Origin of the sequence: Streptomyces venezuelae (genome assembly GCF_008642375.1) — a bacterium.
Classification (GTDB): Bacteria; Actinomycetota; Actinomycetes; order Streptomycetales; family Streptomycetaceae; genus Streptomyces; species Streptomyces venezuelae_G.
Window position 1 is genome coordinate 8,020,438 of sequence record NZ_CP029194.1, and the last position, 13,112, is coordinate 8,033,549.

Genomic DNA, 13,112 nt, shown 5'->3' on the forward strand with positions numbered 1-13,112 from the left:
GCGCTGCCCACGGGCCCTGGCGCTGGGCGGCACGCAGGGAACGGGTGACCCGCGTTCGCGGTGGACTTCTTCGTGTACCCGCTCAGTCGGTCAACGGCGTACCCGACAGCGCAGGTGAAGCACCCGATTGCCCTGAATCACCACGTCAGGGTCCTCCAACAGGTGCTGTGCGTGGACCGACCCGAAGTAGCGCTTGCCGGACCCGAACACGACGGGTACGACGTCCCTGGAACGGCGCCTCGGGTCCCGGCCCTCGGGCTCCGGCCGGTGCGTCACGACGACCACGTGGTCGATCCCGCCCGGCGGCTTGCGCCGCCTGCCGTTCGGTAGAGGCCGGCCACCGCGGTGAACATCACGGCGGCCCGGGTACGGAACTGGCGTCAGGTCAGCCAGATCATCGGAGCACCTCCAGCGCGGACCTGGTGTCACGTACCGCGTCGGCGGGCCGGGTCATGTGGGCCAGGACGATGTCCTCCAGACCGAGAGGGCTGACGGTCCAGGACGGATCGTGGACCGCGGTGTCGGTGCTCACCAGGAGAGTGGTCTGCCGGTCGGTGTGGCTGTCGGTGATGACGTGCTGTCCGGCCGGGAGCGTGGCCGGGTCCCGGCGCGGTCCGGTGAGCCGGTGGCGGCAGGCGACCAGGTCGTCTATGTCGCCGGCGACATGCACCGGGAGTCGACCAGCACGATGACGTAGTCGCAGGCCCGCTCCACGTCGGAGACCAGGTGGGAGGAGCGCACGACGCTCAGCTCGTGCTCGGCGACGGCCTCCATCAGGCTTTCTCCATCGGTCATTCGGCAAGTTGCGCGCCACGGCGCCTGCTGTCCGACACCGGGGGCGTCGGACCGGTTTCGCGAGGGCCGGGAATCCCGGGCGGCTTGCGGCGTAACCTGAGCGCCATGAGGCAGGACGCCGATCCCGGGCTCTTCGGACCCCGTTCCGTCACCTGGCAGGTGCACGGCGACCCCGTGATGTGGATCGCGGGTGTCCGGGCCCTCTGGCTCCAGGCACTGCACCCCCTCGCCGTCCGCGGCGTCATGATCAACAGCAGCTTCCGGGAGGACCCCTGGGGGCGGCTCATGCGGACCGCGAACTTCGTCGGGACGCTGAGTTACGGGACCACCGAGGCGGCGGAGGCGGCCGGCGCCCGCGTCCGCCGCGTCCACCGGCTCCTCGGCGTGGACGACCCCGAACTCCTGCTCTGGGTGCACTGCGCCGAGGTCGACTCGTACCTCTCGGTCGCCCGCCGCTCCGGCATCCCGCTCACCGACGCCGAGGCCGACCGCTACCTCGACGAGCACCGCGTCTCCGCCCGACTCGTCGGCCTCGACCCCGACACCGTCCCCGGCTCCGCCGCGGCCCTCGCCGACTACTTCGCGTCGATACTGCCCCGCCTCGAAGCCGGGCCGGACGCGCGGACCGTCGAGGACTTCCTGCGCAGACCGCCGGTGAAACCCGCACTGGTACCGGCGCGCGAAGTGATCTGGCGGCGCGTGACAGCGCTCGCGTACGACACCCTGCCCCCGTACGCCCACGCGCTCTACGGCACGCCCGCCCCGGCGGACGGAACCGTCACCCACCGGCTCACCGCGACCGCCAACCTCCTCCGGTGCATCCCCGACCGCCTGCGCTGGCGGCTGCCGCCACGGCACATCCTCCGGGCCATGGACCGCCTCGGCCAGGACACCCGCCCCGCCCCCTTCGCCCGCCCCTGCGCACACGGCCGGCCGGGTGCCGGAACGCGCTCCGATCCCTGACACGCGCCCTACCCGTACCCACTGTCAGAGGCTGCGGCCATACTGGACATGTCGGGGAGGGTGCACGGAAGCGACGGGGGCGACACCACACGATGGGGGACAGCGGGCTGATCCAGGGCCGGTACCGGCTGCACGAGGTCATCGGCCGCGGCGGCATGGGCGAGGTCTGGCGTGCCACCGACGAGGCACTCGGGCGGGGTGTCGCCGTGAAATGCCTCAAGCCGCTCGGTCCGCAGCACGACCCCCAGTTCCTGTCGGTGGTGCGCGAGCGCTTCCGCCGCGAGGCCCGCGTCGCCGCGGCCCTCCAGCACCGGGGCATCACCGTCGTGCACGACTTCGGCGAGTACGACGGCGTGCTGTTCCTGGTCATGGAGCTCCTGGAGGGACGCAACCTCAGCCAGCTCCTCGCGGCCAACGCCAAGAACCCGCTGCCCGTCCAGGACCTCGTCGAGATCGCCGACCAGGTCGCCGACGCCCTCGCGTACACGCACCGGCAGGGGATCGTCCACCGCGACCTGAAGCCGGCGAACATCATGCGGCTCGCGGACGGCACGGTGAAGATCTGCGACTTCGGGATAGCGCGGCTCGGCGACACGGGCTTCACCTCCAAGCTCACCGGCACCGGGATCGCCATGGGCACGCCCCACTACATGTCCCCGGAGCAGATCGGCGGCGGCGAGGTCGACCACCGCAGCGACCTCTACTCGCTGGGCTGCGTGCTCTACGAACTGGCCACCGGTGTACCGCCCTTCGACCTGGACGACTCCTGGGCGATCCTCATCGGGCACCGCGACACCGTGCCGAGCCCGCCGCGCTCGCACCGCGCCGAGATCCCCCCGTACTTCGACCGGATCGTCGTCGACCTGCTCGCCAAGGTCCCCGAGGAGCGGCCGGCCGACGCGGGCGACCTGCGCCGCCGGATCGTCTCGGGCCGCATCGACGTGTCCCCGCCCCTGGGCGTGCCCATGTCCGTTCCGGGACAGGTCCGCCCGGGACAGGAGCTCGTCGAGACCGCGCCGTACCCGGCACCCGGAGCGCAGGGACCCGGCCCCCGGCCCGGCGCGCACGCGCCCGCGTGGGCCCGGAGCATGAGAGGCGGACACCGGCCCGGCGCCGGGGGCGCCCCGGCGGGCGCCGCCACGGCGCCGCGCCCCGTCGCCCACGACCCGGCCGCGGCCGTGCTCACCACCGAGTGGACCACTGCCACGCGCGCGTCGGACGCGAGCTCGCTCGCCGACGAGACGGCCGCCCGGGCCGTCCCGACCGCCCCGGCCCCCGAGCCCGGCGCGGAGCTGCTCGCGGTGCTCGCCGGCCGCTACCGCGCCGGGATCGGCCTCGGCAGGCTCGGCCGGTGGGACGAGGCCGAGTCGGTGCACCGGTCCGTCGCCGAGCACCGCGCCCGTGTCCTGGGCGACGACCATCCCGACACCCTGACCAGCCGCTACGAGGTCGGTTTCGCGCTCGCCCGGCTCGACCGGCCCGCCGCCGCCCTGGACGTCTTCGACCGGGTCGCCGAGGGCCGCGCCCGGACCCTCGGCGACGACCACCCCGACACGCTGGCCGCGCGTCAGGAGCGGGCGTACGCGCTGGGCCGCCTCGGACGGCACCCCGAGGCGTACGAGCTGTACGTCGCGGTGCTCGCCGCCCGCGAGCGCACCGTGGGCCCCGACCACCCCGACACCCTGCGCTGCCGTCACAACCTCGCCTTCACCCTCGGTCGCCTGGGCCGGCTGGAGGAGTCGTACCGCACGGCGAACGAGGTGGCGGAAGCCCGGGCCCGACTGCTCGGCGAGGACCACCCCGACACGCTCGTGACCCGCCACGAAGTCGCGTACACCCTCGGTCGGCTGGGGCGGGGTCAGGAGGCGCTGGCCCAGTACCGCGCCGTGGCCGACGCACGCGCCGCGGCCCTCGGCGAAGAGCACCCGGACACCCTGACCGCCCGCTACGAGACCGGGGTCTGCCTCGGCCGCATCGGGCAGGCCGCGGACGCCCTGGACGTCTGCCGTGACGTCGTCGCGGCCCGCACGCGCGTGCAGGGTTCCGACGGGCCCGAGACCCTGCGTGCCCGCCAAGCCCTCGCGGTCAACCTCGGCCGCCTCGGACGGTGGGAGGAGGCGCTCGACGAGTCCGAGAGCGTCCGCTCGGCCCGGGAGCGCGTCCTCGGCGCCGATCACCCCGACACCCTCCTGAGCCACCGCGAGACGGCCGTCGCCCTCGGGCGGCTCGGCCGCTGGGAGGAGGCCCTGGCGGCCCACCGGGCGATCGCCGCGGTGCGCACCCGGACCCTGGGCGCCGATCACCCCGACACCCGCGCCGTCCTCGACGACGAGGCCCGCTGCCTGGAGCAGTTGGGCCGCCCCACCGAGGCCGCCGCCCTCCACCGGGGCAGCCCGTCCGGCGTGCCCGCCTCGGACGCGCGGTGACGCACCCGCCGACGCGGTGGGCGGGTGCGGCTCATTCGCCCCCGCGTCGGTCGCCCCGGAGTGTCGGTGGCGCCCGTGTCGGTCACCCCGGCGTCAGTCGCCCGGCGTCAGTTCCCTCGGGCCGTAGAGAGCCGCGGCCTCCCCGGTCATGAGCGCCCAGTAGCGGTCTCCGAAGGACCAGTGCCACCACTCCGTCGGGTAGTTCACCAGACCGGCGGCGGTCAGGACGGAACCGAGCAGGTCCCGGTGCGCGCGGGCCTCGGCGCCGATCGTGTCGGCGTCGGTGTAGCACGCTCCGGCGCTCTCCTCCGGGCCGGCGTTTATCCGGGTGCCCAGGTCCAGTTCACGCCCGTCGGGCCCGGCCAGGGTGAGGTCGACGGCCGCGCCCGCACTGTGCGGCGCGATCTCGGGCGGGGACACGTACCGGCTCGCGGCCGTACGGATGCGGTCCGCCGGCCAGTCCGGGTGGAGCGCGCGCAACTCGTCCGCGTACTCCTCGAAGTACTCCCGCTGGAGGGAGGGCGGCCGGTACCCCTCGACGAACAGCAGCCGCAGTCCGTCCGGGAGCAGGGACTGGGCCTTGAGCAGCCGCTCGACCACGCCTTCGCGCAGGTGGGCGAAGGCGCCGTCCGGGTCCTGCTTGCGCGGGTCGACCGACAGCGCGCCGACGCGCCGGACGTCCACGAGGTGCTCGCCGCACTCGGCCACGGGTATCGCGGCGACACGCGGATCGGACATCAGGATGATCTCAGTCATGAGGTGATCTTCCCTCACGGCGCCGCAGGTCGACCGGGGCCCGCCGGTCTCCGCCGCTCTCCGTCGTAGCAGCCGGGCTTCGTCCGCGGCCTCCCCGGTCTTCCCCGCCCCGCCGGTCCCGTGTGAGCATGAGCCATGACCGCCCGTGCCCCGCTCCCCGGCGCCCCCGGCGCATCCCGCACGTACGACGCCGTGATCGTCGGAGGCGGCCACAACGGCCTGGTCGCCGCCGCCTACCTCGCCCGTGCCGGACGGTCCGTCCTCGTCCTGGAGCGGCTCGGCACCACCGGCGGGGCGGCCGTCTCCACGCGTCCCTTCGCCGGGGTCGACGCCCGGCTCTCCCGGTACTCGTACCTCGTCTCGCTCCTCCCGGAGAAGATCACGCGGGAGCTGGGGCTGCGCTTCGCCGTACGGAAGCGGTCCGTCTCCTCGTACACCCCGAAGGGCGACAGCGGCCTCCTCGTCGGCGGCGGGCCCGAGCGCACGAGGGCCTCCTTCGCCGCGCTCACCGGCTCCGACCGTGAGTACGAGGCCTGGCAGGCCTTCTACGAGCGCACCGCCCGCGCTGCCCGCCGTATCTTCCCCACCCTCACGGAACCCCTCCCCACCCGCGCCGCGCTCCGCGCCCGCGTGGACGACGCCGAGACCTGGCGCATGCTCTTCGAGGAGCCGATCGGCGCCACCGTCGAGCGGACCTTCGCCGACGACCTCGTGCGCGGAGTCGTCCTCACCGACGCCCTCATCGGCACGTTCACCGACGCCCACGACCCCACGCTCCTCCAGAACCGCTGCTTCCTCTACCACGTCATCGGCGGCGGCACCGGCGACTGGGACGTCCCCGTCGGCGGGATGGGCGCCCTCACCGACGCCCTCGCGGACGCGGCCCGCGCCGCCGGGGCGCACATCCGCACCGGACACGAGGCCACCCGTATCGAGACCGACGGCCGCCGCGCCGCCGTCAGCTACCGCACGGCCGACGGCGAGGGCACCGTCGAGGCGGGCCGGGTACTCGTCAACGCCTCCCCGCAGGAGCTCGCGACCCTGCTCGGCGAGACGCCCCCGCCGCCCCCGGAAGGCGCCCAGCTCAAGGTCAACATGCTGCTCACCCGGCTGCCGAGGCTCCGCGACCGCGCCGTCGACCCGCGCGAGGCCTTCGCCGGGACCTTCCACATCGCCGAGGGGTACGGGCAACTGGCCGCCGCCCACGCCGAGGCCGCCGCGGGGCACCTCCCCACCGCCCCGCCCTCCGAGATCTACTGCCACTCGCTGACCGACCCGACGATCCTCGGCGGCGAACTCGCCGCCACGGGCCACCACACCCTCACGCTCTTCGGACTGCACACGCCCGCCCGGCTGTTCGCCGCCGACAACGACGGCGTCCGCGCCGCGCTCCTCAAGGCGACGCTCGCGCAGCTCGACGCCCACCTCGACGAGCCGATCGCCGACTGCCTCGCCCTCGACGAGGACGGCCGCCCCTGCATCGAGGCGAAGACCCCGCTCGACCTCGAACGGGACCTCCGGCTGCCCGGCGGCCACATCTTCCACCGGGACCTCTCCTTCCCGTACGGCGAGGAGAGCACCGGCCGCTGGGGCGTGGAGACCCGCCACGCCAACGTCCTGCTGTGCGGCGCGGGCGCGATCCGGGGCGGGGGAGTCAGCGGCATCCCCGGCCACAACGCGGCGATGGCGGCCCTCGGACGTTGACGCCGCAGCCGCCCCCACCGGCGGCGTGAAGCTGATCTGCGAGCGCGCTTAAGAAAACCTCGATGGACCAGGAGCCCCGCGTACGGAAGATTCTCTTCCAGGGATCTTGGGCGCTCGGTCGTGCCCGTGCCCCCACATCACAGGACACGCACGTCGGGAGCCGTTGCATTGAAGGCGCTGGTCAAGCTGAAGGCGGAGCCGGGACTCTGGCTCACGGACGTGCCCGAGCCGGAGACCGGCCCCGGGGACGTACTGATCAAGGTCAAGCGGACCGGGATCTGCGGCACCGACCTCCACATCCGCTCGTGGGACGGCTGGGCGCAGAAGACCATCGCCACGCCGCTCACGATCGGCCACGAGTTCGTCGGCGAGGTCGTCTCCGTCGGCCGTGACGTCGCGGACATCGCCGTCGGCGACCTCGTCAGCGGCGAGGGCCACCTCGTCTGCGGCAAGTGCCGCAACTGTCTGGCCGGCCGCCGCCACCTCTGCCGCGCCACCGTCGGCCTCGGCGTCGGCCGGGACGGCGCCTTCGCCGAGTACGTGGCGCTGCCCGCCTCCAACGTGTGGGTGCACCGCGTCCCCGTCGACCTCGACATCGCCGCGATCTTCGACCCCTTCGGCAACGCCGTGCACACGGCGCTCTCCTTCCCGCTCGTCGGCGAGGACGTCCTCGTCACCGGCGCGGGCCCGATCGGCATCATGGCCGCGGCCGTCGCCAAGCACGCCGGCGCCCGCAACGTCGTCATCACCGACGTCAGCGAGGAGCGCCTCGCCCTGGCGCGCAAGACGGGCGTCACCCTCGCCCTCAACGTCGCCGAGCAGACCATCGCGGACGGCCAGCGCATCCTCGGTCTCAAGGAGGGCTTCGACGTCGGCCTGGAGATGTCGGGCAACCCGCACGCGATGCGCGACATGGTCGCCAACATGACCAACGGCGGAAAGATCGCCATGCTGGGCCTGCCCAGCGAGGACTTCGCCGTCGACTGGGCGAAGATCGTCACATCCATGATCACGGTCAAGGGCATCTACGGCCGCGAGATGTTCGAGACCTGGTACGCGATGTCGGTGCTCCTGGAGGGCGGCCTCGACCTCGCCCCCGTCGTCACCGGCCGGTACGCGTACTCCGACTTCGAGGCCGCCTTCGACGACGCGGCCTCCGGCAAGAGCGGCAAGATCATCCTCGACTGGACTGCGGGAGCCTGACCCATGTTCGATTCCGTACGCGACGACATCCGTGCCACCCTCGAAGAGATCCGCGAGGCCGGGCTCCACAAGCCCGAGCGCGTGATCGGCACCCCCCAGTCGGCCACCGTCGCCGTCACCGCGGGCGGCCGCCCCGGCGAGGTCCTCAATTTCTGCGCCAACAACTACCTCGGCCTCGCCGACAATCCCGAGATCGTCGCCGCCGCCCACGAGGCGCTCGACCGCTGGGGCTACGGCATGGCGTCGGTCCGCTTCATCTGCGGCACGCAGGAGGTGCACAAGGAGCTGGAGGCACGCCTCTCGGCCTTCCTCGGCCAGGAGGACACGATCCTCTACTCCTCCTGCTTCGACGCCAACGGCGGCGTCTTCGAGACGATCCTCGGCGCCGAGGACGCGGTCATCTCCGACGCCCTCAACCACGCCTCGATCATCGACGGCATCCGCCTCTCCAAGGCCCGCCGCTTCCGCTACGCCAACCGCGACATGGCCGACCTGGAGCAGCAGCTCAAGGAGGCCACCGAGGGCGGCGCCCGGCGCAAGCTGATCGTCACCGACGGCGTCTTCTCCATGGACGGCTACGTCGCCCCGCTCGCCGAGATCTGCGACCTGGCCGAGCGCTACGACGCCATGGTCATGGTCGACGACTCGCACGCGGTCGGCTTCGTCGGCCCCGGCGGCCGCGGCACCCCCGAGCTGCACGGCGTCATGGACCGCGTCGACATCATCACCGGCACCCTCGGAAAGGCCCTCGGCGGCGCCTCCGGCGGCTACGTCGCGGCCCGCGCCGAGATCGTCGCCCTGCTGCGCCAGCGCTCCCGCCCGTACCTCTTCTCCAACACCCTCGCCCCGGTCATCGCCGCCGCCTCCCTCAAGGTCCTCGACCTGCTGGAGTCCGCCGGCGACCTGCGCGAGCGCCTGAACGCCAACACGGCGCTCTTCCGCTCCCGCATGACCGAGGAGGGCTTCGACATCCTCCCCGGCGACCACGCCATCGCCCCGGTCATGATCGGCGACGCGGCCGTCGCCGGCCGCATGGCCGAGCTGCTCCTGGAGCGCGGCGTGTACGTGATCGGCTTCTCGTACCCGGTCGTCCCGCAGGGCCAGGCCCGCATCCGCGTGCAGCTCTCCGCCGCCCACTCCACGGAGGACGTGAACCGGGCCGTCGACGCCTTCGTCGAGGCCCGCGCCGCCCTCGAAGGCTGACGGCGGAAGCAGGGCTCCGGTCCTGCGAGACTAGGGACATGATCGAAGCGCGGCGGTTGCACATCCTCCGAGCGGTGGCCGACCACCGCACGGTCACGGCGGCGGCCGCCGCGCTGTATCTCACCCCCTCCGCGGTCTCCCAGCAGCTCGCCGCCCTGGAGCAGGAGACCGGCCACCGGCTGGTGGACCGCAGCGCCCGCGGCGCGCGCCTCACCCCGGCCGGCGAGATCCTGCTCAGCCACGCCAACGCCGTCCTCGCCCAGCTGGAGCGCGCCGAGTCCGAGCTCGCCGCCTACGGCTCCGGCGAGGCCGGTACGGTCACGGTCGCCGCCTTCGCCACCGGCATCGGGCTCGTGGTGGCCCCCGCCATCAGCGCGCTGGCCGGCTCCGCCCCCGGCATCCGGGTCCGGGTGCGGGACGCCGAGGGCGACGAGAGCCTGATGATGGTCCTCGACCGGCAGGTCGACGTGGCCGTCGCGGTCGAGTACCGGGGCGCGCCCGGCGAGGACGACGCCCGGCTCACCCGCGTCCCGCTCTACGCAGAGCCGTTCGACGCGGTCCTGCCGCCCGGCCATCCTCTCTCCGCCGGCGAGCGGGTCGCGCTCGGCGAACTCGCGAAGGACTCCTGGATCGGCCAGTCCGCGGGCAACCCCTGTCATGACGTGACCGTCCTGGCCTGCGAGTACGCCGGTTTCGCCCCCCGCTTCGACCATGTCTCCGACGACTTCCGGGCCGTCGTCGCCCTCGCCTCGGCCTCGGCCGGTGTGGCGCTGGTCCCGCGCTCGGCGCTCCGGGGCATGGACCTGACGGACGTGGGCGTCCGCCCGGTGGACGGGGTCGCCCCCACCCGCCGGGTCTTCGCGGCGGTACGCCGCGGCGCCGAGGACCACCCCCTGATCAGTCCGTTCCTCGCGGCGCTCCGGGACGCGGCGGCCCCCGGGGTCTGAGGGCGCGCGTCGGTCGCGCGGCAGCTGGCCGCGCGCCCGGCCGAATGGCCGTGCGCGTCCTGGCGGAGCCCGTACCGCCCCACCAGACTGGGCGTCATGGAAACCATGGTGTCTGTCAGTCAGGGCGAGGTATGGGCGGACGACTCGGGAGGCGACGGGCTGCCGCTGGTGCTGCTCCACCCCGGCGTCGGCGACTCCGCGGTGTGGGACCCGGTCCTGCCGGCGCTCGTCGCACGGCACCGGGTGATCCGCTACGACGTGCGCGGCTACGGACGTTCACCCGCGCCCACCGCCGCGTACTCCACGGTTCGCGACCTCTCCGAGGTCCTCGACCACTTCGCCGTCGATCGGGCGGTCCTCGTGGGCTCCAGCATGGGCGGCGCGACCTCGGTCAACCTGGCCCTGAAGTCCCCCGGGCGGGTGGCGGGCCTGGCCCTCCTCGTCCCCGGTGTCACGGGGTACGACGGGCTGGTGACGGGCGAGTTCTTCGAGCGCCTCGAGACCCTGGCGAAGGCCGGCGACACCGAGGGCATCGTCCGGCTCGGCCTCGGCCTGTGGGGGAAGGCCGGCGGCGGGAGCCCCGAGTCCGACCCGGTCGCGGCGGCCCTCTTCCGGGCCGTGCTGCCCGCCTGGTTCAGCAACATCGACCGCCAGCTCCCCGACGAGCCGGCCTTCGACCGGCTCGGCGAGATCTCCGCGCCGACCCTGCTCGCGCTCGGCGAGCTGGACCGGCCGGAGGTCGTGCGCTGCAACGAGGAGATGGCCGAGCGGATCCCCGGCTGCCGCCTCGTCCGGCTGGCCGCCTCCGACCACTACCCGACGCTGCGGGAGCCGGAGCTCGTCGCGCGGCTGGTCGAGGAGCTGTACGCCGAGGCCGTCTGAGCTCATCGGCCCCTGGTCCGGCGGCCGTGACGTCCACCGGACCAGGTGCCGCGTGGTCTACCAGATGGTGGTGAAGCCGAGGCGCAGCCTCTCCTCGTCCTTCGCCACCTCGAGGGAGCCCGCCTTGACGGAGGCCGCCTCGTCCTCGGTCAGCGCGGTCCCGAAGAGCCGCACGTCGTCCAGGGTGCCCTTGAAGAGCTGAGCGACACCGGCCGGCTGGTTGGGGAAGTCGGGCCGGGCGCCGATGTGGATGTTGAACTCGGCGGCAGGGGTGACGTTCCGGTCGGTCGCCAAGGTCCCCGCCGGCATGGTCGCGGTGGCCGCCGGCCCCCCGTCCACGGCGAGGCTGACGGTGAGGCCCTGCCGCTTGAACACGACGTGGTGCCACACGTCGTCGCCGTAGGCGGACGGCAGCGTCACCTCGGTGGAGCCGATGTCCGTGCCGACGGTGGCGCGCAGGACGCCCGTGCCGGGCTCGGCCCGGACCGAGAAGTGCCGGCCCTTCTTCAGCGGGTCGGTGCCCGGCATGCCGTACGCCCAGATGATCGGCAGCGTGCCCGTCGTGGCATCGTGCTTGAACCAGGCCGCCACGGTGAAGTCCCGGTCATCGACCCGCAGGGTCGGCGAGCAGACGAGGCGCAGGTAGTCGTCCGTGCCGTCGAACTCCATGGCCTTGCCGCCGTTGCGCTCGCCGAGCTGGGCCCCGCCGTGGATGACGGCGTGGTTGCCGGGCTCCAGCGGAGCCCGCTCGCGGGTGTCGGCGGTGCGCGGGCGGCGCAGCTCGGTCTCGGAGGCCTTCATGGCGTCCTCGGTGAAGGCGGTGAAGTCGAGGTTGCCGTGCGGGATGTTGCCGGCCGTCTCGTACAGGATGCCGATGGAGCCGTTCGGCAGCACGGTCAGGTCGGAGTAGCCGGTGCGCGCCGGCGAGACGAGGGTGCCGACGGTCTTCCAGGTCTTGCCCTCGTCGTACGAGGAGCGGACGGCCAGCTCACGCCGGTCCTCCAGCGGGCTGGGGCCGAGCCGGGAGGCACCCGAGTACAGCAACCGGTCGGGCTTGCCGTCCTGGTCCATGGCGTGCAGCCGCAGCAGCGAGCCGAACACCGGTGAGGTGTCCAGGTTGGCCACCGGGGTGAAGGCGGCCGCGAAGGAGCCGCCTCCGTCGGTGCTGACGGCCTCAAGGCGGTGCTCGTTGGTCTGGCAGCGCGTGGGCTCGGAGTTGCGGGCGTTGACGTAGAGGCCGCCGTCGACGGTCTCGGCGACCGTCAGCTCGGCGGGGTACGCGCCGGTCTTGCTCGCCGAGGAGGTGGCGCCGAGCACCCAGGTGAGGCCGCCGTCGTCGCTGAAGTACAGCTGGCCGCCCGCGGTCGTGTCACCGCCGGCCGTGTGGTCGCCGGGGACGATCAGCCGGCCGTGGTGCGGCCCCCGGGCGAGCTGGATGCCGTGGCCCGGGCCCGTGGAGACCCAGCCCCAGCCGGCGCCCTTGAGCTGCGGCTGCGGGACGCTCGCCGACCAGGTCACGCCGCCGTCCATGCTGTGGACGGCGTGGACGGTGCGCTCGTAGCCCTTGCGGCTGGGCTTGGTCGCGTCATGGTTCCAGTCACTGCTGGAGTACAGGAGGGTGATCCGGCCGGTGACCGCGTCCACGACCGGCGCGGGATTGCCGTGGGCGAGCTCGTCGGAGCCGCCGACGACGACCTGGAGGTCCTGCCAGGTCGCGCCGCCGTCGACGGACCTCTTGAGCACGAGGTCGTTGTCGCCGACGTCGTTGCAGCCGGTCGTCGTCAGCCGGGTGCGTCCCTCGGCGAAGGCGAGGAGGACACCCGTCTTGCCGGTGACGACGGCGGGTATGCGCGTGCAGTAGTAGTTCTCGCGCGCCTTGAACGGCGTGGTGGACACCTGCGTCGTGAGCGGCGGTGTGGTCGCGGTCGTCGACGCGACGGCGGGCGAGGTCGGCGTCATCGCGAGGGCGACCGCGGCCAGGACCGCGAGGGACAGCGCGCACAGCCATGCGGACAGCGCGAAGCGGCGAGCGCCCGGTGGGCGGCGCTCGGAAAGGGGCAGCATGAAGGAATACCTCGTTCGGAAGCGAAAGCGAAAGCGAAGCGGAGGCGACGGACGATGGGGCGGCTGGGCCTTGACGCGGTTGTGCCGCGATCGTCAGCGGGCCGGTTGCGGCGGCCCCCGCGAAGCGGAAGGGCACCGCGAACGGGCGACACGACAGACGCTCGCCTCG

General features: G+C 73.4%; 11 protein-coding genes and 1 pseudogene. 7 read left to right on the forward strand and 5 right to left on the reverse strand.

Annotated elements, in window-relative coordinates:
• Nucleotides 1-90: 90 nt before the first annotated feature.
• From DEJ46_RS36440 to DEJ46_RS40265, 3 genes and pseudogenes are all read right to left on the reverse strand, one after another.
• Nucleotides 91-372: pseudogene (locus DEJ46_RS36440) on the reverse strand (dihydrofolate reductase); the annotation flags it as partial.
• Between the two features lie 22 nt (nt 373-394).
• Nucleotides 395-670 carry a hypothetical protein gene (locus tag DEJ46_RS36445; RefSeq protein ID WP_223835361.1) on the reverse strand — a complete coding sequence of 92 codons (276 nt, stop codon included), beginning with the start codon at nt 668-670 and terminating at the stop codon, nt 395-397.
• On the reverse strand, nt 649-795 hold the full coding sequence (locus DEJ46_RS40265; protein ID WP_223835362.1) for a hypothetical protein: 147 nt from the start codon (nt 793-795) through the stop codon (nt 649-651). The genes DEJ46_RS36445 and DEJ46_RS40265 overlap by 22 nt, the downstream gene beginning before the upstream one ends.
• 105 nt (nt 796-900) lie before the next feature.
• On the opposite strand from DEJ46_RS40265, the gene DEJ46_RS36450 reads away from it, so the two are divergent.
• Both DEJ46_RS36450 and DEJ46_RS36455 read left to right on the forward strand, forming a co-directional pair.
• Entirely contained in the window at nt 901-1,758 is an 858-nt protein-coding gene (locus DEJ46_RS36450; RefSeq protein ID WP_150273290.1) for an oxygenase MpaB family protein, read from the forward strand.
• A 92-nt stretch (nt 1,759-1,850) separates the two neighbouring features.
• Nucleotides 1,851-4,184 carry a serine/threonine-protein kinase gene (locus tag DEJ46_RS36455; protein WP_150273292.1) on the forward strand — a complete coding sequence of 778 codons (2,334 nt, stop codon included), beginning with the start codon at nt 1,851-1,853 and terminating at the stop codon, nt 4,182-4,184.
• A 93-nt stretch (nt 4,185-4,277) separates the two neighbouring features.
• Here DEJ46_RS36455 and DEJ46_RS36460 read toward each other — a convergent pair whose 3' ends face one another.
• A complete protein-coding gene (locus tag DEJ46_RS36460; RefSeq protein WP_150273293.1) occupies nt 4,278-4,940 on the reverse strand; it encodes a M15 family metallopeptidase in 663 nt (220 codons plus the stop codon).
• 135 nt (nt 4,941-5,075) lie between these two features.
• Between DEJ46_RS36460 and DEJ46_RS36465 the strand changes: the two genes are divergently transcribed.
• The 5 genes from DEJ46_RS36465 to DEJ46_RS36485 all read left to right on the forward strand — a co-directional run bounded on the left by DEJ46_RS36465 (nt 5,076) and on the right by DEJ46_RS36485 (nt 10,879).
• Nucleotides 5,076-6,644 (forward strand): phytoene desaturase family protein, encoded by a 1,569-nt coding sequence (locus DEJ46_RS36465; protein ID WP_150273294.1) that lies wholly within the window; start codon nt 5,076-5,078, stop codon nt 6,642-6,644.
• Between the two features lie 168 nt (nt 6,645-6,812).
• Entirely contained in the window at nt 6,813-7,847 is a 1,035-nt protein-coding gene (tdh, locus tag DEJ46_RS36470; protein ID WP_150273295.1) for an L-threonine 3-dehydrogenase, read from the forward strand.
• 3 nt (nt 7,848-7,850) lie between these two features.
• Nucleotides 7,851-9,050: a glycine C-acetyltransferase gene (locus DEJ46_RS36475; RefSeq protein WP_150273297.1), complete on the forward strand. Its 1,200-nt coding sequence runs from the start codon at nt 7,851-7,853 to the stop codon at nt 9,048-9,050.
• Nucleotides 9,051-9,088: 38 nt separating this feature from the next.
• On the forward strand, nt 9,089-9,997 hold the full coding sequence (locus tag DEJ46_RS36480) for a LysR family transcriptional regulator (RefSeq protein WP_150273298.1): 909 nt from the start codon (nt 9,089-9,091) through the stop codon (nt 9,995-9,997).
• A gap of 105 nt (nt 9,998-10,102) precedes the next feature.
• The gene (locus tag DEJ46_RS36485) at nt 10,103-10,879 is read left to right on the forward strand and encodes an alpha/beta fold hydrolase (protein WP_150273299.1); all 777 of its coding nucleotides are present in this window, start codon (nt 10,103-10,105) and stop codon (nt 10,877-10,879) included.
• A gap of 57 nt (nt 10,880-10,936) precedes the next feature.
• Here the strand turns inward: DEJ46_RS36485 and DEJ46_RS36490 are convergent, their stop codons facing one another.
• Nucleotides 10,937-12,943 carry a sialidase family protein gene (locus DEJ46_RS36490; RefSeq protein WP_150273300.1) on the reverse strand — a complete coding sequence of 669 codons (2,007 nt, stop codon included), beginning with the start codon at nt 12,941-12,943 and terminating at the stop codon, nt 10,937-10,939.
• Nucleotides 12,944-13,112 lie beyond the last annotated feature (169 nt).

Excerpts from the sequence above, each read along its gene's own strand:
- DEJ46_RS36480 (WP_150273298.1), top strand. The coding sequence starts at position 9,089 with ATGATCGAAGCGCGGCGGTTGCACATCCTCCGAGCGGTGGCCGACCAC.
- DEJ46_RS40265 (WP_223835362.1), bottom strand. The coding sequence starts at position 795 with ATGACCGATGGAGAAAGCCTGATGGAGGCCGTCGCCGAGCACGAGCTG.
- DEJ46_RS36455 (WP_150273292.1), top strand. The coding sequence starts at position 1,851 with ATGGGGGACAGCGGGCTGATCCAGGGCCGGTACCGGCTGCACGAGGTC.
- DEJ46_RS36465 (WP_150273294.1), top strand. The coding sequence starts at position 5,076 with ATGACCGCCCGTGCCCCGCTCCCCGGCGCCCCCGGCGCATCCCGCACG.
- DEJ46_RS36475 (WP_150273297.1), top strand. The coding sequence starts at position 7,851 with ATGTTCGATTCCGTACGCGACGACATCCGTGCCACCCTCGAAGAGATC.
- DEJ46_RS36485 (WP_150273299.1), top strand. The coding sequence starts at position 10,103 with ATGGTGTCTGTCAGTCAGGGCGAGGTATGGGCGGACGACTCGGGAGGC.
- DEJ46_RS36450 (WP_150273290.1), top strand. The coding sequence starts at position 901 with ATGAGGCAGGACGCCGATCCCGGGCTCTTCGGACCCCGTTCCGTCACC.
- DEJ46_RS36460 (WP_150273293.1), bottom strand. The coding sequence starts at position 4,940 with ATGACTGAGATCATCCTGATGTCCGATCCGCGTGTCGCCGCGATACCC.
- DEJ46_RS36490 (WP_150273300.1), bottom strand. The coding sequence starts at position 12,943 with ATGCTGCCCCTTTCCGAGCGCCGCCCACCGGGCGCTCGCCGCTTCGCG.